The sequence below is a fragment of the Mycobacterium sp. DL440 genome (assembly GCF_011745145.1).
Lineage (GTDB): Bacteria > Actinomycetota > Actinomycetes > Mycobacteriales > Mycobacteriaceae > Mycobacterium.
This window is the reverse complement of the sequence record NZ_CP050191.1, coordinates 1,972,660-1,996,005: the sequence shown is the minus strand read 5'-3', so window position 1 is coordinate 1,996,005 and position 23,346 is coordinate 1,972,660. Positions and strand designations below refer to the sequence as shown.

Annotated in this window: 22 protein-coding genes; 5 read left to right on the top strand and 17 right to left on the bottom strand. The window is 66.1% G+C overall.

Annotated features, from left to right (window positions below; genetic code table 11):
• Positions 1 to 87 precede the first annotated feature (87 nt).
• The 5 genes from HBE63_RS09845 to HBE63_RS09825 all read right to left on the bottom strand — a co-directional run bounded on the left by HBE63_RS09845 (position 88) and on the right by HBE63_RS09825 (position 5,253).
• Positions 88 to 1,032: a DUF58 domain-containing protein gene (locus tag HBE63_RS09845; RefSeq protein WP_166904583.1), complete on the bottom strand. Its 945-nt coding sequence runs from the start codon at positions 1,030 to 1,032 to the stop codon at positions 88 to 90.
• On the bottom strand, positions 1,029 to 2,186 hold the full coding sequence (locus HBE63_RS09840) for a MoxR family ATPase (RefSeq protein WP_166904582.1): 1,158 nt from the start codon (positions 2,184 to 2,186) through the stop codon (positions 1,029 to 1,031). Before HBE63_RS09840 ends, HBE63_RS09845 begins: the two co-directional genes overlap by 4 nt.
• A gap of 136 nt (positions 2,187 to 2,322) precedes the next feature.
• On the bottom strand, positions 2,323 to 3,018 hold the full coding sequence (ripB, locus tag HBE63_RS09835; RefSeq protein ID WP_166904581.1) for an NlpC/P60 family peptidoglycan endopeptidase RipB: 696 nt from the start codon (positions 3,016 to 3,018) through the stop codon (positions 2,323 to 2,325).
• Positions 3,019 to 3,028: 10 nt separating this feature from the next.
• A complete protein-coding gene (gene ripA, locus HBE63_RS09830; protein WP_166904580.1) occupies positions 3,029 to 4,444 on the bottom strand; it encodes an NlpC/P60 family peptidoglycan endopeptidase RipA in 1,416 nt (471 codons plus the stop codon).
• A gap of 230 nt (positions 4,445 to 4,674) precedes the next feature.
• Positions 4,675 to 5,253, bottom strand: a complete 579-nt coding sequence (locus HBE63_RS09825; protein WP_166904579.1) for a DUF6676 family protein — start codon at positions 5,251 to 5,253, stop codon at positions 4,675 to 4,677.
• A gap of 226 nt (positions 5,254 to 5,479) precedes the next feature.
• Here HBE63_RS09825 and HBE63_RS09820 point away from each other — a divergent pair, with 226 nt between their 5' ends.
• Both HBE63_RS09820 and HBE63_RS09815 read left to right on the top strand, forming a co-directional pair.
• The gene (locus HBE63_RS09820) at positions 5,480 to 8,308 is read left to right on the top strand and encodes an aconitate hydratase (RefSeq protein WP_166904578.1); all 2,829 of its coding nucleotides are present in this window, start codon (positions 5,480 to 5,482) and stop codon (positions 8,306 to 8,308) included.
• A gap of 68 nt (positions 8,309 to 8,376) precedes the next feature.
• Positions 8,377 to 8,955 carry a TetR/AcrR family transcriptional regulator gene (locus HBE63_RS09815; protein ID WP_166904577.1) on the top strand — a complete coding sequence of 193 codons (579 nt, stop codon included), beginning with the start codon at positions 8,377 to 8,379 and terminating at the stop codon, positions 8,953 to 8,955.
• 29 nt (positions 8,956 to 8,984) lie between these two features.
• Here the strand turns inward: HBE63_RS09815 and HBE63_RS31360 are convergent, their stop codons facing one another.
• From HBE63_RS31360 to HBE63_RS09755, 12 genes are all read right to left on the bottom strand, one after another.
• A complete protein-coding gene (locus HBE63_RS31360; protein WP_166904576.1) occupies positions 8,985 to 9,179 on the bottom strand; it encodes a helix-turn-helix domain-containing protein in 195 nt (64 codons plus the stop codon).
• 128 nt (positions 9,180 to 9,307) lie between these two features.
• Positions 9,308 to 10,936, bottom strand: coding sequence for an ABC-F family ATP-binding cassette domain-containing protein (locus tag HBE63_RS09805; RefSeq protein ID WP_166904575.1), 1,629 nt, complete (start codon positions 10,934 to 10,936; stop codon positions 9,308 to 9,310).
• A gap of 25 nt (positions 10,937 to 10,961) precedes the next feature.
• A complete protein-coding gene (locus HBE63_RS09800) occupies positions 10,962 to 11,792 on the bottom strand; it encodes an enoyl-CoA hydratase (protein ID WP_166904574.1) in 831 nt (276 codons plus the stop codon).
• 18 nt (positions 11,793 to 11,810) lie between these two features.
• On the bottom strand, positions 11,811 to 12,185 hold the full coding sequence (gene trxA / locus HBE63_RS09795) for a thioredoxin (RefSeq protein ID WP_166904573.1): 375 nt from the start codon (positions 12,183 to 12,185) through the stop codon (positions 11,811 to 11,813).
• A gap of 44 nt (positions 12,186 to 12,229) precedes the next feature.
• Positions 12,230 to 13,024, bottom strand: coding sequence for a heme peroxidase (locus HBE63_RS09790; RefSeq protein ID WP_371814943.1), 795 nt, complete (start codon positions 13,022 to 13,024; stop codon positions 12,230 to 12,232).
• A gap of 538 nt (positions 13,025 to 13,562) precedes the next feature.
• On the bottom strand, positions 13,563 to 13,943 hold the full coding sequence (locus tag HBE63_RS09785) for a metal-sulfur cluster assembly factor (protein ID WP_166904572.1): 381 nt from the start codon (positions 13,941 to 13,943) through the stop codon (positions 13,563 to 13,565).
• Entirely contained in the window at positions 13,940 to 14,392 is a 453-nt protein-coding gene (gene sufU / locus HBE63_RS09780; protein WP_166904571.1) for a Fe-S cluster assembly sulfur transfer protein SufU, read from the bottom strand. Before sufU ends, HBE63_RS09785 begins: the two co-directional genes overlap by 4 nt.
• A 2-nt stretch (positions 14,393 to 14,394) precedes the next feature.
• The gene (locus HBE63_RS09775) at positions 14,395 to 15,651 is read right to left on the bottom strand and encodes a cysteine desulfurase (protein ID WP_166904570.1); all 1,257 of its coding nucleotides are present in this window, start codon (positions 15,649 to 15,651) and stop codon (positions 14,395 to 14,397) included.
• A 1-nt stretch (position 15,652) separates the two neighbouring features.
• Positions 15,653 to 16,426: a Fe-S cluster assembly ATPase SufC gene (gene sufC / locus HBE63_RS09770; protein ID WP_166904569.1), complete on the bottom strand. Its 774-nt coding sequence runs from the start codon at positions 16,424 to 16,426 to the stop codon at positions 15,653 to 15,655.
• 2 nt (positions 16,427 to 16,428) lie between these two features.
• A complete protein-coding gene (gene sufD, locus HBE63_RS09765; protein ID WP_166904568.1) occupies positions 16,429 to 17,616 on the bottom strand; it encodes a Fe-S cluster assembly protein SufD in 1,188 nt (395 codons plus the stop codon).
• Positions 17,617 to 19,047, bottom strand: a complete 1,431-nt coding sequence (gene sufB, locus HBE63_RS09760) for a Fe-S cluster assembly protein SufB (protein ID WP_166904567.1) — start codon at positions 19,045 to 19,047, stop codon at positions 17,617 to 17,619. It lies immediately after the preceding gene.
• Positions 19,044 to 19,781, bottom strand: a complete 738-nt coding sequence (locus HBE63_RS09755; protein ID WP_243858590.1) for a metalloregulator ArsR/SmtB family transcription factor — start codon at positions 19,779 to 19,781, stop codon at positions 19,044 to 19,046. Before HBE63_RS09755 ends, sufB begins: the two co-directional genes overlap by 4 nt.
• Positions 19,782 to 19,897: 116 nt before the next feature.
• Between HBE63_RS09755 and mptB the strand changes: the two genes are divergently transcribed.
• Genes mptB through HBE63_RS09740 form a run of 3 tightly spaced genes read left to right on the top strand, consistent with a single transcriptional unit; the run spans position 19,898 to position 23,309 of the window.
• Positions 19,898 to 21,601, top strand: coding sequence for a polyprenol phosphomannose-dependent alpha 1,6 mannosyltransferase MptB (gene mptB / locus HBE63_RS09750; RefSeq protein ID WP_166904565.1), 1,704 nt, complete (start codon positions 19,898 to 19,900; stop codon positions 21,599 to 21,601).
• Positions 21,598 to 22,530: an ABC transporter ATP-binding protein gene (locus tag HBE63_RS09745; RefSeq protein ID WP_166904564.1), complete on the top strand. Its 933-nt coding sequence runs from the start codon at positions 21,598 to 21,600 to the stop codon at positions 22,528 to 22,530. Before mptB ends, HBE63_RS09745 begins: the two co-directional genes overlap by 4 nt.
• On the top strand, positions 22,527 to 23,309 hold the full coding sequence (locus HBE63_RS09740) for an ABC transporter permease (RefSeq protein WP_166904563.1): 783 nt from the start codon (positions 22,527 to 22,529) through the stop codon (positions 23,307 to 23,309). The genes HBE63_RS09745 and HBE63_RS09740 overlap by 4 nt, the downstream gene beginning before the upstream one ends.
• Positions 23,310 to 23,346 lie beyond the last annotated feature (37 nt).

Sequence of the window (23,346 nt, the reverse complement as noted above, 5' to 3'; positions counted from 1 at the left end):
TGATTGCTGATCAAGCTTTCTATCACCTGTGCCGGTTTCCTCTTCGCGCAAGCGCTCATCGAAGGTGTCTCCTCTTCGCGCAAGCGCTCATCGGCCGGCCATCGCGCCGCGCCGCCGGCCCGCCACAAACCGCACCACGTCGGCGATCCAGTCCCGGTCGGTGCGCAGACTCAGCAGCGGTGCGTCGCAACGCCGCAGCGTGCGTGCCACTTCCTCCCGATGTGCCGCAGCGGCCCGCTCGAAATCGCTGCGCAGCTGCTCGTCGATGGTGAACTCGCGGGTGACACCGGTCTCGGTGTCCTGCAGCACCACGTCACCGACAGCAGGCAGCTCGACGTCGCGCGGATCGAGTATCTCGATGCCCAGCACCTCGTGACGGCCGGCTATCGCCCGCAGCGGGCGCATCCAGTTGATCGGCCCCAGGAAGTCACTGATGATCACCGCCATACCGCGCCGCCGCTCGGGACGGCGCAGGGCGTCGATCACCGCAGCCAGATCGCCGCGAACCCCGGTCGGGGCCGCGGGCATCGTCGCAATCGTGCGCAACATCTCCTGCTCGTGAACCCGGCCGGACAGCGCGGGCACCCGACGCACGGACTCACCGTTGGCGATGATCGCGCCAATCCGGTTACCGCCCCCGCTGTTGAGGAAGGTGATCGCGGCCGCGGCCGCCACGGCCAGGTCACGCTTCTCACAACCGGCAGTACCGAAGTCCAGGCTCGCCGACATGTCCACAACCAGCCAGGTCTCCAACTCCCGGTCGGCGATCATCTGCCGCACGTGGGGCGTCATCGTCCGCGCCGTCACCGACCAGTCCATCCGACGCACGTCGTCGCCGGGCTGGTAGATCCGCGAGTCCCCCGGCTCCGATCCCGGACCCGGGATCAGACCGAGGTGGTCGCCGTGCAGAACCCCGTCGAGCTTTCGCCGCACCGTCAGCTCAAGCTTGCGCAACGCCGCCGTCAAAGCAGGGTCCCGGATCTCCCCGCGCTTCAGAGACGGCAGGTCGACGGCGCGTCGGGAACTGGTCACCGACCACCCGCGCCGGCCGCGGCGGGCACGGCGGGCGGAACCGAATGCCCTTGCTGCGGAAGCGCGTTCACCTGAGGCAGCGCCACAGTCTGCATGATCCGGTTGATCACGGTCTCGGCCGACACTTCATCGGCCAGCGCGTCATACGTCAGCACCAGACGGTGGCGCAGCACATCCGGGATCACCTCGACGACATCTTGAGGGATCACGTAGTCGCGGCCACGCACCAAGGCCAGCGCGCGCGCCGCCGAGATGATGCCGAGCGAGGCGCGCGGCGAGGCACCGTAGGCGATCCACGCCTTGGCGTCGGGCATACCGAACTTCTCGGGCTCGCGGGTCGCGGTGACGATCCGCACCACGTAATCCACCAGCGCGTGATGCACGAAGTTGTTGGCCGCCAGTTCCTGCAGCCGCAGCAGGTCGCCGGTGTCCAGGATCTGCTTGGGCTCCGGGGGCTTCACGCCCATCCGGTAGATGATCTCGCGCTCTTCCTCCGGCGTCGGGTAGTCGACGTTGAGCTTGAACAAGAAGCGGTCGCGCTGGGCTTCCGGAAGCGCGTAGACGCCTTCCTGCTCGATCGGGTTCTGGGTGGCCATCACCAGGAACGGGCTGGGCAGCGGGAAGGTCTTGCCGCCGATGGAGATCTTGCGCTCAGCCATCACCTCGAGCAGTGCGGACTGCACCTTCGCCGGCGCACGGTTGATCTCGTCGGCGAGCAGGAAGTTGACCACCACCGGGCCGAGCTCGATGTCGAAGTCTTCCTTGCCCTGCCGGTAGATGCGGGTACCGATGATGTCGGTGGGCACCAGGTCGGGGGTGAACTGGATGCGGGCGAAGGTGCCGCCGACCACCTTGGCGAACGTCTCGACGGCCAGGGTCTTGGCCACACCGGGCACACCCTCGAGCAGCACGTGACCCTTGGCCAGCAGTCCGACGAGCATCCGCTCGACGAGCTGGTCCTGGCCGACGATGATCCGCTTGACCTCGAAGATGGCGCGTTCCAGGGTGTGCACCTCGGCCTGCAGGTTGCCGTTGGTGGCGACTTGCGGGGCCGACGCGGCGTGGGAGCCGGTCGACCCGGGCGGAAAGCCCGGCGCCGGGCTCGAACCGGGATAACCTCCGGCGCCCTGCGGCGGTCCACTCGGTGACGTCATCAACTTCCTCCCACGGTGTTCGACTACAAAAACGCTGGTCTTGCGTGTTGCTCTATCGGGCAATCGGGTGCCCGCCGTCAACTATTCCAGGCACTTCGAGATCCGTCGACGCTGCCCGGAAGACTTCAGGTTCCCCTCAGGATTCGACGATGCGGGCCGCATAGGGCTGGATGCCCGACATCCGCACCGGGCTCACCGTCACTTTGCCCGCACTTCCCGATGCCTCAAGCATCTTTCCGCCGCCGAGGTACATCGCCACGTGCTGGCTGCCGCCGGGTCCCCAGAACAACAGGTCACCGCGCTTTGCCTGCGCCACCGGGACCTTACGTCCGGTCTTGTACTGGTCGCCCGAATACTTCGGAATCTGCACACCCACGCCGGCGTAGGCGTAGCGGGTCAGGCCCGAACAGTCGAAGCCCATTTTTCCGGCGTCGTAGTCCACCCCCGGGCCGGGCCCGGTGAGCGTGCCGCCACCCCAGGAGTACGGCACACCCATCTGGGTGCCGCCCCTGCGGATCGCATATTCGATGGCCTGCGGTCCGCGTACGCGGCCGCCGGGGAAGGTCGAGGCGGCCTGTTTCGGGGCCAGTCCGATGGTCTGCAGGAACTGCGAACCAAGGCTCTGCGTGGTCTGCAGCGCGATCTGGCTGGCCTGGAACGAGGCGTTGGCGATGGCCACCGGATCCCCCGGCGCGCCCGAGCTGACGAGCTTCGGCAAGGTCGGATCCCATTGGCCGTCGTCTGGCGCAGCGTTGGCCGGCGCCACCAGACTGATCGCCGCGAACGCGGTTGCGGCGACCAGGATCAGGCAACGTAAGGCGAAGGAGCGCAATGTATTCCCATCAGTATTCGATGTAGCGGACGACGTACGGGGTCATCCCGCTCGTGCGGACCGGGGAGACCTTGACCTCCGAACCCGTGTAGGGCGCTTCGAGCATCTGGCCGTTGCCGAGATAGAGCGTCACGTGCTGGCTGCCGCCGGGGCCGTAGAAGATGACGTCGCCACGGCGCATCTGCGACGACGGGATCTTGCGGCCGGCGTTGTACTGCGAGCCCGAGTAATGCGGCAACTTGATTCCGACGCCGGCGAACGCGTAGAGGATCAGGCCCGAGCAGTCGAACCCGACCGTGTTGGCTCCCGAATCGATGCCGCGACTGGCACCGGCAGCGTTTCCACCGCCCCAGGAGTAGGGAACGCCCATCTGCGAGCCGGCCCGCTGGATCACATACTCGGATGCCTGCCGGCCGTACACCCGCGGGATGGCCCCGTTGGTGTAGCCGGTCGGCGTGGGCAGGATTCCGAGCTTCTGCAGGAACTGGCGACCCATGTTCTGCGTGACCTGCGCCGAAGTCGACGAGATGCCGAGAATGGTGTTGATGATGGCGACCGGATCGCCGCTGACGAATGCACTGGGGATCGCCGGCAGCGTCGGATCCCATGCGCTGTCCCAGTTTTGGCCGGCCTGCACGGGCGCGCCCGGGGCACGATCCCAGTTGTCCGCCGCCGCCTGGGGCGCGGGTGCGGGTGCGGCGGGAGCAGTCGACGCCGACGCCTTGTGCACCTGAGCGAGTTGGGCTTGGGCCGAGGCACGTTCGGCGGTCAACCGCTGGAGCTCACCTTGTTGCGAGCTGAACGTCTGCTGCGCCGTTTGCAGCGCCGCAACCGCTGTGTCCTGGCTCGTCTGGGCGTTGGCCGTGGCCTGGTCGGCGTTGCGCTTGGCCAGGCGCGCGGCCGACTCCCGGTTGACCTGCTCGGTACGGGCGCGCTGCAGATCGGTGATCACCTTGTCGCTACTGGCGGTCAGGGTCTGGCCGGTGGCGGCAGCGCTGACGATGTCGGCCGGGTCGGACGCGGTCAGGTACGAACTGGATGGTCCACTGACATAGGTGGCCGCGGCGAAGGTGTCGAAGCGCTTCTGCGCCTCATTGATGGCGGTGTTGGCGTCGGTGATGCCCTGTTGGCTGGCATCGACCTCCTGCTGCGCCGTGGCGGCCGCATCGCGGGCGTCTTGCACGTCGACAATCGCCTTGTTGACGGCTTCCTGCTGGGTCTGGATGGCAGCACCGAGTTCCTGCAGCTTCTGGTCGGCGTTGGCCACCGCGGCGACGAGCGTTGCGACCTGATCGGGCGCGCCCGGATCAGCGACCGCCGGGACACCTCCCGACACGGCCGCGGTCAACAGCATCCCGGCAGTCACCGGCACGGCCAAGAAACGGCCGTACGGCCGGGACGCAGAGGCGCCAACGGTGCGTCTCATTCGACTCAAGTCTCCTATGGCTCAACGACGGCGTACCGGCGTTTGCTCGGGGCCATTGCACAGAAGTCACATGAAGCACAACTGCAACAATGGCTACCGATTGCACCGTACGTCACATCTAGAACTAAAGAAACTTTAGTCACGAATTACACGATTGTAATTGCGAATAGTGTGACCTATTAGTGATATTGAGCGTTATTCCGAACGAATGTTCGATCGATTTTCGGCGCCTACTCCGAGGGGGCGCTCGACGCCTCTGACCCGGCCAGTTGTTTGCTGCGGCGCTGCAGGACCCGAGTGAGGGCGGCCGCCCCCGCGACACCGAGAATCAATGCGATCGCGAGCGCAGTCCAGGGGAAATCCGGGGTGGAAATCTCGCTGACGAAATTCTTCGCGGATAACACCGGATTACCGGTCTTGGCGACGTCCTGACCGGCCTCCAACGTCACCCGATCGATCGTCGGACTGTAAGTACCGGCGAACGACGGGCTCAGCGCGAGCACGGTGGCACCCGGATTGGCCTGCCCGACCTCGGTGGCAATATCCCGCAGCGGGGTGTCGATACCCGGGTTGCTCGGCAGCACCACGATCTTGAGGTCGACACCCTCCTGTCGGGCATCGCTGACCACCTGACGCAGGGCTTCGACATCGGCGGCGGGGGCACTGACCCCGTCGTCGCGAACGTCGGACTGCACGGCCGCCATGCACTTGGCCACCCCGTCGGGTTGCGCCGCATCGAGTCCTACGGTGTCGCACACCTCGACCGGAATGTAGGCCGGCAGGGACGGGATGACATGGGGTCCGGTCACGTCAGGCACGGTACGCCGCGCCCATCCGCACCCGGGAAGCGACACAGGAATCGTCATCGCATCGCTACGCGGACGGAACCGACGGATCCACCCGACCCGCTGGCATCGAGCACCCGACAAGGGAAGACTGGACCCCGGCCCGCCGGGCCTTGCAGGACAAGCGTACTGTTAGCATCGGAACGCCGTCGACACAGCCCGTCGCGGCGAGATCGAGCCGGGAGTTGATGTGAGCAGCGAGAATACGGAAAATTCGTCCCTTAACTCATTTGGTGCCCGCGACACACTGACTGTCGGGGACCAAAGCTACGAGATCTATCGCCTGGACGCGGTACCTGGTACCGAGAAACTGCCCTACAGCCTCAAGGTGCTCGCGGAGAACCTCCTGCGGACCGAGGACGGCGCCAACATCACCAAGGACCACATCGAGGCCATCGCCAACTGGGATCCCTCGGCCGAGCCGAGCATCGAGATCCAGTTCACCCCGGCGCGGGTGTTGATGCAGGACTTCACCGGCGTGCCGTGCATCGTCGACCTGGCCACCATGCGCGAGGCGGTCGCGGCCCTGGGTGGGGACCCGGACAAGGTGAACCCGCTCTCGCCGGCGGAGATGGTCATCGACCACTCGGTGATCCTCGACGTGTTCGGCAATGCCGGCGCCTTCGAGCGCAACGTCGAACTCGAGTACGAGCGCAACTCCGAGCGCTACCAGTTCCTGCGCTGGGGCCAAGGCGCGTTCGACGACTTCAAGGTCGTCCCCCCGGGCACCGGCATCGTGCATCAGGTCAACATCGAATATCTGGCCCGGGTGGTGTTCGAGCGCGATGGGGTGGCCTACCCGGACACCTGCGTGGGCACCGACAGCCACACCACCATGGAGAACGGCCTCGGTGTGCTGGGCTGGGGCGTCGGCGGGATCGAGGCCGAGGCCGCCATGCTGGGCCAGCCCGTCTCGATGCTCATCCCCCGCGTCGTCGGCTTCAAGCTGACCGGTGAGATCAAGCCCGGCGTGACCGCCACCGACGTGGTGCTCACCGTCACCGACATGCTGCGCAAGCACGGCGTCGTCGGCAAGTTCGTCGAGTTCTACGGCAAGGGCGTGGCCGAGGTGCCGCTGGCCAACCGCGCCACCCTGGGCAACATGAGCCCCGAATTCGGTTCCACCGCAGCGATCTTCCCGATCGACGAAGAGACCATCAACTACCTGCGGCTGACCGGGCGCACCGAGCAGCAGCTGGCACTGGTCGAGGCCTACGCCAAGACGCAGGGCATGTGGCACAACGCGGATCACGAGCCGGCCTTCTCCGAGTACATCGAGCTGGACTTGTCCACCGTGGTGCCCTCGATCTCCGGCCCGAAGCGCCCGCAGGACCGCATCGAGCTGACCGACGCCAAGAACGCGTTCCGCAAGGACATCCACAACTACGTCGAGGAGAACCTGCCGACCCCGCACACGCAGCTCGACGAGGCGGTCGAGGAGTCGTTCCCGGCCTCGGACCCGGCCAAGCTGTCGTTCGCCGACGACGGTGCGATCGACGTGCGTCCGTCGGCAGCCAACGGCTCCGAGGGTCGGCCGTCCAAGCCCATCACTGTGCGCTCCGAGGAGCGCGGCGACTTCGTGCTGGACCACGGCGCCGTCGTCGTCGCAGGCATCACCTCGTGCACCAACACCTCCAACCCGACGGTCATGCTGGGCGCGGCGCTGCTGGCCAAGAAGGCCGTCGAGAAGGGGCTGACCAGCAAGCCGTGGGTCAAGACCAACATGGCTCCGGGTTCGCAGGTCGTCACCGACTACTACAACAAGGCCGGTCTCTGGCCGTACCTGGAGAAGCTGGGCTACTACCTGGGCGGCTACGGCTGCACCACGTGCATCGGCAACACCGGTCCGCTGCCCGACGAGATCTCCAAGGCCATCAACGACAACGACCTGTCGGTGACCGCGGTGCTCTCGGGTAACCGCAACTTCGAGGGTCGCATCTCCCCCGACGTCAAGATGAACTACCTGGCCTCCCCGCCACTGGTGATCGCCTACGGCATCGCGGGCACCATGGACTTCGATTTCGAAACCGACCCGCTCGGTCAGGACCATGACGGCAAGGACGTCTTCCTGAAGGACATCTGGCCGACGGCCGCCGAGATCGAGGAGACCATCGCCTCCTCGATCAACCGGGAGATGTTCACCGACTCCTACGCCGATGTGTTCAAGGGCGACGACCGCTGGCGTTCGCTCTCCACCCCTGAAGGCAACATCTTCGAGTGGGACGACGCCTCCACCTACGTGCGCAAGGCGCCGTACTTCGACGGCATGCCCGCCGAGCCGGAGCCGGTCGTCGACATCAAGGGCGCCAGAGTCCTTGCCCTGCTGGGTGATTCGGTGACCACCGATCACATCAGCCCGGCAGGTTCGATCAAGCCGGGCACCCCGGCCGCGCAGTACCTGGACGCCAACGGCGTTGAGCGCAAGGACTACAACTCGCTGGGGTCGCGACGCGGCAACCATGAGGTGATGATCCGCGGCACGTTCGCCAACATCCGGCTCAAGAACCAGCTGCTCGACGACGTCTCCGGCGGCTACACACGTGACTTCACCCAGCCGGATGGCCCGCAGGCGTTCATCTACGACGCCTCGGTCAATTACAAGGAAGCCGGCATCCCGCTGGTCGTCCTGGGCGGCAAGGAGTACGGTTCGGGCTCCTCGCGTGACTGGGCCGCCAAGGGCACAGTGCTGCTGGGCGTGAAGGCCGTCATTACCGAGTCCTTCGAGCGCATCCACCGGTCGAACCTGATCGGCATGGGTGTCATCCCGCTGCAGTTCCCCGTGGGCGAGTCGGCCGCGAGCCTCAAGCTCGACGGCACCGAGACGTACGACATCACCGGCGTCGAGGAGCTCAACACCGGCAAGACTCCGAAGACCGTCAAGGTCACCGCCACCCGCGAAGACGGCAGCAAGGTGGAGTTCGACGCCGTGGTCCGTATCGACACCCCCGGTGAGGCCGACTACTACCGCAACGGCGGCATCCTGCAGTACGTGCTGCGCAACATGCTGAAGTCGAAGTAATCCCGATCAGACCGACCGAAGCAGCCAAGGGCCGGCCGACGAGCGCTTGCGCGAGGAGTGTGTGTTAAGTGCCACGGGTGACGGACGACCACCTCGCAGCCCGGCGCCGTCAGATTCTCGACGGCGCCCGGCGCTGCTTCGGTCAGTACGGATACGAGAGTGCGACCGTGCGGCGGCTCGAAGAAACCATCGGGCTGTCGCGCGGCGCAATCTTTCACCACTTCAAGGACAAGGACACCTTGTTCTTCGAACTGGCTCGGGAGGACGCCGAGCGGATGGCCGAAGTGGCCGCCCGCGAGGGATTGATTCAGGTGATGCGGAACATGCTCGCCGCACCCGAGCAGTTCGACTGGCTGGCCACGCGGCTGGAGATCGCCCGAAAGTTGCGCAACGATCCGGCTTTTCACCGGGGCTGGGCCGAACGGTCAGCCGAGTTGGATGCCGCCATCACCGAGCGTCTGCGCCGGCAGAAGCAGGCCGGTCGACTGCGCGACGACGTGCCGAGTGCGGTCCTGCACATCTATCTGGACCTCGTGCTCGACGGCCTGGTGGCCCGGATCGCCTCCGGTGAGGACCCGAAGAACCTGACCGCAGTGCTCGACCTGGTCGAGGACAGCGTCCGGCAGGCGACGCCGAACGATCGCTGAATCTCGCTACCGCACAGCGGTTGTGCTTGTCACGCCCTGGCCCGGGTACGGTGATTGGGCCCACCGCGGCTGCGCATGGTCGTTCCAGACTCACGCAGCAGGCTATGGATCGAGCCGTAGGAACGTCCGGTCTTGGCCACGAGCGAGCGAATACTGGCACCCCCCTCGTACGCCTTACGAAGCTCTGTCAGCAGTTCGCTGTGATTCTTGTTCATATCCCTCATCGACATCTCCCGCTTGTGATGTCCCGACGGGTACCCACACTAGAAACCACACACACACCGATGGGCCGATTTGTCCAACGTCTTATATTGACGTACTCGAAAGTGCGGTGGTTCTTGAGGATTCGTGGTCAGGCGAGCTCGATGAGATCCCGGTATTCGCTGGACCAGAAGTCCTCGGTGCCGTCGGGCAGAAGCACCACACGCTGCGGATCCAGCGCCTCGGCCGCGCCCGGATCGTGGGTCACTAACACGACCGCCCCCTGGTAGCTTCGCAGCGCATCGAGGACCTGCTCTCGTGACGCCGGATCGAGGTTGTTGGTCGGCTCGTCCAACAACAACACATTGGCCGTCGAAGCAACCAGGCCTGCCAGAGCCAACCGCGTCTTCTCACCGCCGGACAGTGTGCCCGCCGGCTGATCGAGCTGCGGTCCGGTGAACATGAAGGCACCCAGCAGACCGCGCAGATCCTGTTCGCCGGTGTCGGGCGCGGCGTGGCGGATGTTCTCCCACACGGTCGACCCGTTGTCGAGGGTGTCGTGTTCCTGGGCGAAGTACCCGATCTTGCAACCGTGACCGGGTTCCAGCGCTCCGGCGTCGGCGGTTTCGGCGCCCGCCAGCAGTCGCAACAGGGTCGTCTTGCCGGCACCGTTGAGGCCGAGCACCACCACGCGGGATCCCCGGTCGATGGCCAGGTCGACACCGGTGAAGATCTCCAGCGACCCGTATGTCTTGGTGAGCCCCTTGGCCACCAACGGGGTCTTGCCACACGGGGCGGGCGTCGGGAACTTGATCCGGGCCACCTTGTCGGCCACCCGCTCGGCGTCGAGCTCGGCGATCATCCGCTCAGCCCGACGCAACATATTCTGTGCGGCAACGGCTTTGGTGGCTTTGGCACCCATCTTGGCAGCCTGGGCCCGCAACGCGCCGGCCTTCTTCTCAGCATTTGCGCGTTCGCGGCGGCGACGCTGCTCGTCGGTGGCGCGCGCGTCGAGGTACTTCTTCCAGCCCATGTTGTAGACGTCGGCCTCACCGCGCACCGCGTCGAGGAACCACACCCGGTTGACGACCTCGTCGAGCAGGTCGACATCGTGACTGATGACGACGAGCCCACCGGTGTGGTTGTGCAGGAAGTCCCGCAACCAGCCGATCGAGTCCGCGTCGAGGTGGTTGGTGGGCTCGTCGAGTAACAGCGTAGTGGCAGACCCGGAACCGGTGTCGCTCGCCGCGAACAGGATGCGGGCCAGTTCGACGCGGCGACGCTGACCACCGGAGAGCGTGCGCAGCGGCTGCGTCAGCACCCGATCCGGCAGGCCCAGGCTCGCGCAGATCCGCCCGGCCTCACTCTCGGCCGCGTACCCGCCGAGCGCCGAGAACCGCTCTTCGAGCTGACCGTACTTGCGGACCGCCTTGTCCCGAGCCGCGTCATCGGCGACCTCGGCCATCAAGACCTGCTGCTTCTCCAGGTCCGCCAGCAGTGTGTCGAGACCACGGGCCGACAGCACCCGGTCACGGGCCAGGACGTCGAGGTCACCTTCTTTGGGATCCTGTGGCAGATAACCGGTTTCACCGATCGTCGTGACAGATCCGGCGTACGGCTCGCCCTCGCCGGCCAGAATCCGCATCGTGGTGGTCTTGCCTGCGCCGTTACGCCCGACCAGTCCGATCCGGTCACCGGGTTGCACCCGCAGTGCCGAGCCCTCGAAGGACAGCAGCGTGCGCGCGCCGGCGCGGACCTCCAGGTCCGTTGCGGTGATCACGCTGCGGTCCTCCTAATTTGTCGTCTTACTTGTCGTCGGCAAAAGCTGCGGGCCGTTTCTCCGCGCGCGCGGCAACCGCTTCCTCAAAGTTTGCGGTGAGCAGACGCACGAAGAGTTGTCCCAGGCCCTCGGCCTGCATGTGCCCCTCCAGGCTAGCGGCGTCCAGTCCACTCCAAAGTGTGCGCTTGGTCAACTCGATACCCGGTCGGGAGAATGCCGCCATCCGTTCCGCCATGCCGTAACAGGTCTCCAGAAGTGCTTCCTCGGCCACCACGCTGGACACCAGACCGATGCGCGCAGCCTCCTGAGCGTCGACGTCGCGGCCGGTCAACATGATCTCAAAGGCACGTGACGACCCGATAGCGCGTGGCAGCAGGTAGGACAAGCCCAGCTCACTGGCGGTAAGCCCGTTGTTGATACCCGCGGCGCGGAAGTAGGCGCCCTCGGCAGCCACTCGGACGTCACAGGCCAGGGCCAGGCAGAGACCGCCCCCGATGGCCGCGCCGTTGACGGCGGCGATCACCGGCTGATGCAGCCGCCGTAGGGCGAGAATCACATCGTCGAGGATCTCCATCGACCGCAGCGCGTACGTCGGCCGGGTCAGGCCGGCGACGTGCGGCACCGACCCAGCCGACTTGTGGTCGGCTCCGGACGAGAACCCCCGACCGGCCCCGGTCAGCACCACCACACGCACGCTGTTGTCGTAGCGCAGCTCTTCCAGGACAGCCTTGAGCGGGACCATGACGTCGAACGCCATCGAGTTCATCCGCTCCGGCCGGTTGAGGGTCACCAAGGCCACGTCCGGCCGGGAACGGTCGACCAGTACGAATTCGTTCTGCGCAGTCACGGACAGCACGCTATCGCGTGCCGGTGATCACACTTGTTCGGCGTCGTCCTCAGCGGCCTGCTCTTTCATGGCCGCGTCGATGTCGAACTCCTTGATCTTCTGAACCAGGTCCTCGAGCGCCGCCGGCGGCAGCACCCCGGCCTGGTTGAAGACCAACTTGCCCTTCTTGAAGGCCATCAGGGTGGGAATCGACCGGATCTCGGCGGCGGCAGCCAACCCCTGCTCAGCCTCGGTGTCCACCTTGGCGAAGACAACATCGGGGTGGTTCTCGGAAGCGGCCTTGTATGTCGGTGCAAACGCCCGGCATGGTCCGCACCACGACGCCCAGAAATCGACCAACACGATTTCGTTGCCTTTGACGATGTCGTCGAACTGTTCTGTGGTGATGTCCTGCGTACTCACGCTCTTCCTAACGTCGGGGCGTAGCGGCCTGTTCCCAGCCTATTTCAGTAGAGCCTGGCCAGCGCAGGTTCGGCGTCGTAGCCGGCGAACCCGCCCAGCGTGTCGTCGCGCCACCGGTTCACCCGGCCCGGATCCGCCGGCACGGCCTGTGCCGGCTCAGGCGGACGAAGGCAGCTCACGACGTTGCCCCGACTCGAACCGCCAAAGAGCAGTGTGGAGCGCGTGAGATCCCAGCCTGCGGCGTCGGACACGGCACGCAGCACCGCGAGGGGGTCGGACGTACCGACCTCGCGAACCACGTAGCCGGCCACGGCAGCATCTATGCTGACGTCCGGCACCTGGGCAAGGAGCACGAGATACGCCCAGGTGAAGCCTGACCGCTGCCCGGGCACCGCACACCAGGCTGCTCTCGCCTGCCCGCACCGCTCACCGTCCTCGGCGACCGCACGCAGGTCCGCGGCGGTCTCGATCCCCAACTCGGCGAGCGCCCGCCCGGCCTCGACCAGTGCAGCCGACCGCAGCGGCGCGTCCTTGGCGGTCGACGTGGGACGACGATTGCCGATCTCCGATGCCCACGGCTCGGGACCGCCGAGCGCGTCGACGTTCGCCAGGAGTTCGGCGGCGCCGTCGGTGTCGGCATCGCCTCCTTGGCCGGCTCGGTAACTGCGGCACCGCTCCACCACTTTCTCGACGGTCAGGTGACGCGCCCCGGTGACGTAGATCGCATCAATGATGCACAGCGCCAAGGAGTTTGGATACCCCGTTGGCTCGGGCCAGCCAGCCGGGTCGCCCAGGTCACGCTCGCAGGCTGCGCGCAGTTGCTCGACTTCGGTGTTCATGCCAGTGCCTCCCCGGTCAGCGAGACCGCTTTGGTCCCATTGCCCGGAAGCTAACGAGCGCATCCGACAGGTACGGGCTGAATTCACCCCGAAATCGAGAGTTATCCACAGGCTCGAAGGGTTCGGCGTTCCTCCGCGCGGGTACTCGATAACTGTTGCCGATGCGGGCCGGGCTGCCGTTCACATCTGGAGCCCGGCGCAACACCGCCGCCCGTCCAGTACTGGCGGCGGTCAACCCAAAGTGCGCCTGAGGAGGTGCCGATGTCCAAACCACTCTTGTTCGTCTTGCAGATTCTGGCCGCCGGCGGGGCCGCTGGCGCTGTTGCTCTCGGAGCTACTGCGTCTGCCGAGGAACCGCCAGCGCCGTGCACCCAGAACCAAGCCGCCACGGTTTGCCAAAAGCCCGGTAGCGCCAGCGTCGTGGTGTCGCCGCCGGGGCAGTCCCACGGCGGCAATGGTCAAACCCCACAGAACGGACCGTACGGTCCGTCCGGGGACAATCCGCCTGTCGGATAGCCAGAGAAGTGGGCCGCCGTGATCAGACGGTGAAACCAAGCGCGCGCAATTGCTCGCGGCCGTCGTCGGTGATCTTGTCCGGACCCCACGGCGGGTTCCACACCCAATTGAGCTTGATCTCGTTGACCAGTCCGGCGCCGACCAGTGCGGTGCGGGTCTGGTCCTCGATCACATCGGTCAGCGGGCACGCCGCCGACGTGAGTGTCATGTCGATCAGTGCGACCGACCCCTCGTCACCCTGCTCGACGTTGAGCCCGTAGACCAGACCTAAATCGACGACATTGATGCCCAGCTCGGGGTCCACCACGTCGCGCATGGCCTCCTCGACGTCGGCGAGCAGTTCGTCAGAAGCCCCAGTCACATCCCCGCTCGCTTCGCTCGTGCCCGCCGGTACCTCGCTCATCGCTGTTCCTTCACGTCATCGCTGGCCTGCACCAGCGCATCCTTAAAAGCCATCCACCCCAGCAACGCGCACTTCACCCGCGCCGGGTACTTCGCGACACCCGCGAACGCGATGCCGTCACCGAGTACATCTTCGTCCCCCTCCACGTTTCCGCGTGAGGAAATCATCTCGGTGAAGGCCTCGACCGTCTTGAGGGCATCACCGACGCTCTGGCCGATCACCTGGTCGGTGAGCACCGAGGTTGCGGCCTGGCTGATCGAACAGCCCTGCCCGTCATAGGAGATGTCCGTCACCGTCTCGGCATCGTCGGAGAGCGCGACCCGTAGCGTCACCTCGTCACCGCAGGTCGGATTGACGTGGTGCACCTCGGTGGCGAAGGGCTCGCGCAGTCCGCGGTGATGCGGATGCTTGTAGTGGTCCAGGATCACTTCCTGGTACATCTGTTCCATTTTCACGAGAAGAACTCCACGGCGCGGTTGATACCGGCCACCAGGCGGTCCACCTCGTCGAGCGTGTTGTACACCGCGAAGGACGCACGAGCGGTGGCGGCGATCCCGAAGCGACGATGCAGCGGCCAGGCGCAATGGTGCCCGACGCGCACCGCGACGCCCTCGTCGTCGAGCACCTGCCCGACGTCGTGAGCGTGGATCCCGTCGACCACGAAACTGACCGGCGATCCGCGATGGTCAGTCGTCGTCGGACCGATGATCCGCACCTGCGGAATACCGGACAGCCCTTCCAGCGCGGCCGCGACCAGCTCAGCTTCGTGCGCCTCGACCGCGCCCATCCCGATGTCACTCAAATACCTTGCAGCAGCGGCTAATCCGACCACCTGCGAGGTCATCGGGGTGCCCGCCTCGAACCGCTGCGGGGCCGGGGCGTAAGTGGTCTGCTCCATCGTGACCGTCTCGATCATGGAGCCACCGGTGATGAACGGCGGCATCGCATTCAGCAGGTCCTGCCGTCCGTACAGCACCCCGATCCCGGTGGGACCGAGCATCTTGTGACCGGAGAACGCCGCGAAATCGACATCGAGAGCATGGAAGTCGACCGGCTGGTGCGGCACAGATTGGCAGGCGTCCAGCACGGTGAGAGCACCGACCGCCTTGGCCCGCGACACCAACTCAGCCACCGGCGCGACCGCACCCGTGACGTTCGAATGATGACTGAAGGCCACGACTTTCACCCGTTCGTCGAGCTCAAGTGAGTCCAGGTCGATGCGGCCGTCTTCGGTCACGCCGTACCACTTCAGCGTTGCACCGGTCCGCTGGGCCAACTCCTGCCACGGAATCAGGTTCGCGTGGTGTTCCAGCTCGGTGGTGACGATGACGTCACCCGGGCCGACGGCATGCTCGAACCGCTTGTCCCCCAGCACATACGACACCAGGTTGATCGACTCGGTGGCGTTCTTTGTGAACACCAACTCGTCGGGCTCGGCCCCGACGAACGCCGCAATGTCCGCGCGGCCCTGCTCGTAGGCGTCGGTGGCCTCTTCCATCAGCTGATGCGCACCGCGATGTACCGCACCGTTGGAAGTGGTGAGGAACTCCCGTTCGGCGTCGAGCACCTGCAGCGGCTTCTGCGACGTCGCACCGGAATCCAGATACGCCAACTGCTTTCCACCACGCATGACCCGGCTCAGAATCGGGAAATCAGCTCTGATCCTGGCCAACCCGGCCTGGTCCAATGTCACCGCCGCGGTGGTCATATCAGGCTCCGACGGCTTGGGTGAAGCGCACGTATCCGTTCTCTTCGAGCTCGTCGGCGAGTTCGGGCCCACCCGATTCCACGATGCGCCCACCGACAAACACGTGCACGAACTGCGGCTGGATGTAGCGCAGGATGCGGGTGTAGTGCGTGATCAGCAGAACGCCGCCGTGCTCGGCCTCGGCGTAACGGTTGACACCCTCGCTCACGATGCGCAGCGCATCGACGTCCAGGCCCGAGTCAGTCTCGTCGAGGATCGCGATCTTCGGCTTGAGCAGCCCGAGCTGCAGGATCTCGTGGCGCTTCTTCTCGCCGCCGGAGAAGCCCTCGTTGACACTGCGCTCACTGAACGCGGGGTCGATGTCCAGGTCGGCCATCGCGCCCTTGACCTCTTTGACCCAGTGCCGCAGCTTCGGAGCCTCGCCTCGAACAGCAGTGGCCGCGGTGCGCAGGAAGTTCGACATCGATACGCCGGGCACCTCGACCGGGTACTGCATAGCCAGGAAGAGACCTGCGCGCGCCCGCTCGTCGATGCTCATCTCGAGGACGTCCTGCCCGTCGAGGGTGATCGAGCCCGAGGTGACGATGTACTTGGGATGGCCGGCGATCGCGTAGGACAGCGTCGACTTGCCCGAACCGTTGGGTCCCATCACCGCGTGCGTCTCCCCCGACTTCACGGTGAGGTCGACACCCTTGAGGATCGGGATCTCGGTGTTCTCAGCGCCTTCGGTGGCGTTGACCGAGACGTGCAGGTCCTTGATTTCCAGAGTGGTCATGACTACGAAGTTCTCGATTCGTTAATTTCGGTCTTTTGCAGTTCTTGCTCGATTGCTGTGGTCAGGCGCTCACGCACCTCCGGGACAGCGATCTTGGCGATGATCTCGTTGAAGAATCCACGCACGACCAAGCGGCGGGCCTGCTCTTCGGGGATGCCGCGGGCGCGCAGATAGAACAACTGCTCGTCATCGAAACGCCCGGTGGCACTGGCGTGCCCGGCGCCGACGATCTCGCCGGTCTCGATCTCGAGGTTGGGCACCGAATCGGCGCGGGCGCCGTCGGTGAGCACCAGGTTGCGGTTCACCTCGAAGGTGTCGGTGCCGGTGGCCTCGGCCCGGATCAGCACGTCGCCGATCCACACGGTGTGTGCGTCGGGCTTGTCGGAATCCGGATCACCCTGCAACGCACCCTTGTAGAGGACGTCGGACTTACAGTGCGGCTGAGCGTGATCGACCAACAGCCGCGACTCGAAGAACTGACCGTCGTCGGCGAAGTAGGTTCCGAGCAACTTGGCGTCACCGCCGGGTCCGGTGAACCGCACGGTGGCCGAGGTGCGCACCACATCGCCACCTAGCGTGACATTGACGTGTCCGAGCACCGCGTCCTTGCCGAGCTTGGCGTGGTGGGCGCTGACATGCACCATGTCGTCGGCCCAGTCGGCGATCCAGATGACGCCGAGGCCGGCCGCATCGCCCACGATGATCTCGACGTTGTCGGCGTAGATCCCGCTGCCGCGCAGGTCGACCACGACGATCGCCCGGGACAGTTCCTCGACCCGGATCTGTAGATGTCCGTAGCCCACGGTATCCACACCAGGTCCGTCGATGACGATCTCGATCGGCTCGGCGACCTCGGTATCGCGCTTGACCGTCACCACCGTCGCCGTCTCGAACGACGAGAAAGCCTGGGCCGCAACGCGATCGGTGGGCACACCACCCTCGCCGAGACGCTTGTCGTCACGGCCGACGGTCTCCACTGTCACGCCCGGCCGCTCTGTCACGGTGATGCCGGCCTTGCCATTGGCTACCGCGGAGCCGTCGTGCAGGCCGCGAAGCCGCTTGAGCGGGGTGAACCGCCACAGCTCATCGCGACCACCGGGGACCTCGAAGGCGTTGACGTCGAACGATGCGAACAGCTCGCCCTTATTGTGAGCGACCCCCTCGACCGCTTCAGTGAGATTCTGTGTCACTTAACCGACCGCGCCTTCCATCTGCAGCTCGATGAGCCGGTTCAGCTCAAGCGCGTATTCCATGGGCAGTTCCTTGGCGATGGGCTCGACGAAGCCGCGCACCACCATCGCCATGGCCTCGTCCTCGGTCATACCGCGGCTCATCAGGTAGAACAGCTGATCCTCGCTGACCTTGGACACCGTGGCCTCATGGCCCATCGTGACGTCGTCCTCACGGATGTCGACGTACGGGTAGGTGTCCGAGCGGCTGATCGTATCGACCAGCAGCGCATCACATTTCACGCTCGAGCGGCTACCGTGCGCGCCCTTGTTGACCTGGACCAGGCCGCGGTAGGACGCGCGGCCACCGCCGCGGGCCACCGACTTGGAGACGATGTTGGACGACGTGTGCGGAGCCAGGTGCAGCATCTTGGCACCCGTGTCCTGGTGCTGGCCCTCACCGGCGAACGCCACCGAGAGCACCTCGCCCTTGGCATGCTCACCGGTCATCCAGACCGCGGGGTACTTCATGGTGACCTTGGAGCCGATGTTGCCGTCGATCCACTCCATCGTGGCGCCGGCCTCGGCCCGGGCCCGCTTTGTCACCAGGTTGTAGACGTTGTTCGACCAGTTCTGAATCGTGGTGTAGCGCACCCGGGCGCCGGGTTTGACGATGATCTCGACGACCGCAGAGTGCAACGAATCGGACTTGTAGATCGGTGCGGTACAGCCCTCGACGTAGTGCACGTAGGAGCCCTCGTCGGCGATGATCAGGGTCCGCTCGAACTGGCCCATGTTCTCGGTGTTGATCCGGAAGTACGCCTGCAGCGGGATGTCGACGTGCACGCCCGGCGGCACGTAGATGAACGAACCACCCGACCACACTGCGGTGTTCAGCGCCGAGAACTTGTTGTCACCGGCCGGGATCACCGTGCCGAAGTACTTCTTGAAGAGGTCCGGGTGTTCCTTCAGTGCGGTGTCGGTGTCGAGGAAGATCACGCCTTGCGCCTCGAGGTCCTCGCGGATCGAGTGGTAGACCACCTCGGACTCGTACTGGGCCGCGACACCGGAGACCAGCCGCTGCTTCTCGGCCTCCGGGATGCCCAACTTGTCGTAGGTGTTCTTGATATCGGCGGGCAGGTCGTCCCACGTGGCGGCCTGCTTCTCACTGGACCGCACAAAGTACTTGATGTTGTCGAAGTGGATGCCCTCGAGGTTGGAACCCCAGTTCGGCATGGGCTTCTTGCCGAAGGTGCGCAGCGCCCGCAGGCGGATCTCCAGCATCCACTCCGGCTCGCTCTTCTTGGCCGAGATGTCGCGCACGACGGCCTCGGACAGGCCGCGCTGCGCGCTCGCGCCGGCGACGTCGGAGTCCGACCAGCCGTAGCCGTAGTTGCCCAGCGACGCGATGGTCTCTTCCTGGGTCAATGGCGTTTCGGGCGTGATGGTCATGTCGCCGCTCCTTGTTTGCTCGCTGTCGTTTGGCTTGTCGCTGCGGTCGTCCGGGCTGGGCCGTCCGCATCGAGTGGAACGTGGGTGGTGCAGGCGCAGTCACCGTTGACGATGGTCGCCAGGCGCTGCACGTGGGTGCCCAGGATCTCGGCGAACGCCTCACTCTCCGTCTCGCACAACTCCGGGAACTCCTCGGCGACGTGCGATACCGGACAGTGATGCTGGCAGATCTGCACCCCGTGAATCGGGCCGACCACCGGATTCGTCGTCGTGGCATACCCGGCCCTGGTCAACGCGGCCGCAACACGCTCGGCGGTGTCGGCGACTCCGCCGGGCCCCTCGGTGACGCCGGCCAGGATGGTGTCTATCCGGCGCCGCGCGAAAGTCCGTACCGCGTCCTTGCCACCGATCTCACGCAGTTGCCGAATCGCGGCGACGGCGAGGTCGTCGTAGGTGTGGCCGAGCTTGGCCCGGCCTGCGGCCGTCAACCGGTAACGCTTGGCCGGGCGGCCCCGGCCGTTGTGCTGCCACGCGGCGGCGGCGCTGGCCTGCGCGTCCCCGGCCTCGATCAGGGCGTCGAGGTGTCGCCGTACGCCGGCCGCCGAGATACCGAGCCTGTCGCCGATCTGCCCCGCGGTGATGGGGCCCTCGAGCAACAGGTGGATGATCGACCGCCGGGTGTGCCCGTCGGATGCCGGCACAGCCGAAGCAGAGCCCACAGTCGTCCGACGCATTTCCACAACACCATTGTGACGGAATTCCGCTCCCGGTTCTAGCAAGGGCACCCTTACGTGACCTGGGCCACCGTTGCCGGGCGAAAACCCCCTCGGCCGACGGTTACGCTGCCCTGATGGCCAGCCGCCTGTCGACCTTCAGCACATCGATCGCCCGGTGGCACGGCGACGAACGGGCTGTCGGGTCCCCACTCAACGCCGCCGAGGTCGTCGCACAACGTCGCACCCGGCTTTTCGGCGCCACCGGAACCGTACTGATGGCGATCGGCGCCCTCGGCGCGGGCGCGCGCCCCGTCGTACAGGACCCGACCTTCGGGGTACGGCTGCTCAACCTGCCCTCCCGCATCCAGACCGTGTCACTGACCATGACCACGACCGGGGCAGTGATGATGGCGCTGGCCTGGCTCATGCTCGGGCGATTCGTCCTCGGCCCACGCCGGATGTCGCGCAGCCAGCTGGACCGGACACTGCTGCTGTGGGCCATCCCGCTGCTGGTCGCGCCGCCGATGTACAGCAAGGACGTCTACTCGTACCTGGCCCAGAGTGAGATCGGCTACATCGGCCTCAACCCGTATCAAGTCGGCCCGGCGACCGGCCTCGGCCTCGATCATGTGTTTACCTTGTCGGTGCCCAGTCTGTGGCGTGAGACCCCGGCGCCGTACGGACCGCTGTTCCTGTGGATCGGCGAGAGAATCTCCGCGCTGACCGGGGAGAACATCGTCGCCGCGGTGCTGTGTCACCGCACCGTGGTGCTGCTCGGCGTCGGGCTCATCGTGTGGGCGACGCCCCGGCTGGCCCGTCGTTGCGGCGTCGCCGAGGTCAGCGCACTCTGGCTGGGCGCGTGTAATCCCCTGCTTTTCATGCACCTGGTCGCCGGGATCCACAACGAGGCACTCATGCTCGGCCTGATGCTGGCGGGTACCGAATTCGCGCTGCGCGGGATCGGAGCCGCCAGGTCGGCGACATCAACCTCGGACGCGGCGCCGCGGATCCCTCGCCCACTGGCCTGGCCGCATTCACGCGAGGACTGGGACCGCTGGTACCCCGCGGCGATGCTGCTGATCGGCACGGTGCTCATCACGCTGTCCTCCCAGGTCAAGCTGCCGTCCCTGCTCGCACTCGGATTCGTTGGGATGGCACTGGCGTGGCGTCTGGGCGGCACGATCAAGGCGTTCTTCGTGGCGAGCGTCCCACTCGGCGTGATCTCGTTGGCGGTGATGGGCATGATCGGCTGGGCCAGCGGGCTGGGCTTCGGCTGGCTGTCCACCCTCGGCACCGCCAACGTGGTGCGCAGCTGGATGTCACCGCCGACCCTGCTGGCGCTGGGCACCGGCCAGGTCGGCATCTTGCTGGGCCTCGGTGACCACACCACCGCGGTGCTCGCGCTCACCCGCGCTATCGGCGTCTTCCTGATCGCGATCCTGGTCAGCTGGCTGCTGTGGGCCGTGATGCGCGGCCGGTTGCACCCCGTCGGCGGACTGGGCGTCGCCCTGGGCGGCACCATCCTGCTGTTCCCGGTGGTGCAACCGTGGTACCTGCTGTGGGCGATAATCCCGCTGGCCGCGTGGGCCACCCGGCCGGGGTTCCGTGGGTCCACGATCGCCATCACTTTGGTTGTCGGGATCTTCGGCCCGACGGCCAACGGCGACCGGTTCACCTTGTTCCAGATCGTGATGGCCACGCTGGCGAGCGCGTTGATCGTGCTGATCCTGATCGGGCTGACATGGCGTCGACTGCCGTGGCGCGCGTCACGCCAACCGGACACAGGCCCACCGCCGACACCCACACAATCCCCCGACGCCTACGCTGAATCCCCGTGACCTCGCGTTCTGATCAACCTGTGCTGCTCCGCGGCGTCAGCAAGCGCTACGGATCGACGACAGCGGTCGCCAACCTGGACCTCGATGTGCAGCGGGCCGAGGTACTGGCCCTCCTCGGCCCGAACGGGGCGGGCAAGACCACCACCGTCGAAATGTGCGAGGGATTCATCCGGCCCGACGGCGGCCGTGTCGAAATCCTCGGGTTGGATCCCGTTGCCGACAACGCCCAGGTGCGAGAGCGAATCGGCGTGATGCTGCAGGGCGGCGGCGGCTACCCGGCAGCCCGGGCCGACGAGATGCTCAATCTGGTCGCCTCCTATGCTGCCGATCCACTCGATCCGGCCTGGTTGATGGACACCCTCGGCCTGACCGAATCCGCCCGTACCACCTACCGGCGGCTGTCGGGCGGCCAGCAACAACGCCTCGCGCTGGCCTGCGCCGTGGTGGGTCGCCCTGAGTTGGTGTTCCTCGACGAGCCGACCGCCGGGATGGATGCCCACGCCCGAATCGTGGTGTGGGAGTTGATCGATGCGCTGCGCCGCGACGGTGTAACGGTGGTGCTGACCACCCATCACCTCGCCGAGGCCGAAGAACTGGCCGACCGGATCGTGATCATCGACCACGGCGTGGCGGTAGCCACCGGCACACCCGCCGAGCTGACCCACAGCGGAGCCGAAAACCAGTTGCGTTTCAGTGCGCCGCGCAAGCTCGACCTGTCGCTGCTGGCCGCGGCCCTGCCGGAGCAGTACAAGGCCACCGAGACGGCACCGGGCGAGTACCTGGTCGAGGGACACATCGACCCGCAGGTGCTGGCGACCGTGACGGCGTGGTGCGCCCGGCTGAACGTGCTGGCCACCGATATGCGGGTGGAGCAGCGCAGCCTCGAAGATGTATTCCTCGACCTCACAGGACGGGAGCTGCGGTCATGACGAGCGCTCCGAACCGATTCGCCCCGGGCACCTTCTCCCCCGATCCCCGCCCCGCCAAGGTGCCGCCCATGCTGGCCGCCCAGTACGGGTTGGAACTGAAGTTGCTGCTGCGCAACGGCGAACAACTTCTGCTGACGATGTTCATCCCGATCACGCTGCTGGTCGGGATGACGCTGCTGCCTTTGGGCTCGTTCGGCGACGATCGGGCGGGCACCTTCACCCCGGCGATCATGGCCTTGGCCCTGATCTCCACGGCTTTCACCGGTCAGGCCATCGCGGTGGCTTTCGACCGCCGCTACGGCGCCCTGAAACGCCTTGGCGCCACCGCACTTCCAGTGTGGGGAATCATCGCGGGCAAATCCCTGGCCGTGGTGACCGTCGTGTTCTTGCAGGCAATTCTGTTGGGCGCCATAGGTTTTGCGTTGGGCTGGCGGCCGTCGCCGCTGGGGCTGGCGCTGGGTGCGGTGATCATCGCGTTGGGTACCGGCACGTTCGCCGCATTGGGACTGCTGCTCGGCGGCACCCTCAAGGCCGAGATCGTGCTGGCGCTGGCGAACCTGCTGTGGTTCGTGTTCGCGGGCCTGGGCGCGCTGACCCTGGAAGGCGGCCCGGTGCCGTCGGCCTTGCGCTGGGCTGCCCGGTTGACCCCGTCCGGAGCCCTCACCGAATCCCTGACCCAGGCGATGACGCTGTCGATGGACTGGTTCGGCGTGGCCGTACTGGTGGTGTGGGGTGCCATCGCCGCGATCTGCGCCCTGCGCTGGTTCCGGTTCACCTGATCCACACGGGCCCTACTACGGACTGTAGTTCCTGATC

Bases quoted from the DNA above. Each gene is read 5' to 3' on its own strand.
- HBE63_RS09840 (WP_166904582.1), bottom strand. From the start codon at position 2,186: ATGACGTCACCGAGTGGACCGCCGCAGGGCGCCGGAGGTTATCCCGGT.
- ripA (WP_166904580.1), bottom strand. From the start codon at position 4,444: ATGAGACGCACCGTTGGCGCCTCTGCGTCCCGGCCGTACGGCCGTTTC.
- HBE63_RS31360 (WP_166904576.1), bottom strand. From the start codon at position 9,179: ATGAGGGATATGAACAAGAATCACAGCGAACTGCTGACAGAGCTTCGT.
- HBE63_RS09790 (WP_371814943.1), bottom strand. From the start codon at position 13,024: ATGAACACCGAAGTCGAGCAACTGCGCGCAGCCTGCGAGCGTGACCTG.
- HBE63_RS09785 (WP_166904572.1), bottom strand. From the start codon at position 13,943: ATGAGCGAGGTACCGGCGGGCACGAGCGAAGCGAGCGGGGATGTGACT.
- sufU (WP_166904571.1), bottom strand. From the start codon at position 14,392: ATGGAACAGATGTACCAGGAAGTGATCCTGGACCACTACAAGCATCCG.
- HBE63_RS09775 (WP_166904570.1), bottom strand. From the start codon at position 15,651: ATGACCACCGCGGCGGTGACATTGGACCAGGCCGGGTTGGCCAGGATC.
- sufC (WP_166904569.1), bottom strand. From the start codon at position 16,426: ATGACCACTCTGGAAATCAAGGACCTGCACGTCTCGGTCAACGCCACC.
- sufB (WP_166904567.1), bottom strand. From the start codon at position 19,047: ATGACCATCACGCCCGAAACGCCATTGACCCAGGAAGAGACCATCGCG.
- HBE63_RS09755 (WP_243858590.1), bottom strand. From the start codon at position 19,781: ATGCGTCGGACGACTGTGGGCTCTGCTTCGGCTGTGCCGGCATCCGAC.
- mptB (WP_166904565.1), top strand. From the start codon at position 19,898: ATGGCCAGCCGCCTGTCGACCTTCAGCACATCGATCGCCCGGTGGCAC.
- HBE63_RS09740 (WP_166904563.1), top strand. From the start codon at position 22,527: ATGACGAGCGCTCCGAACCGATTCGCCCCGGGCACCTTCTCCCCCGAT.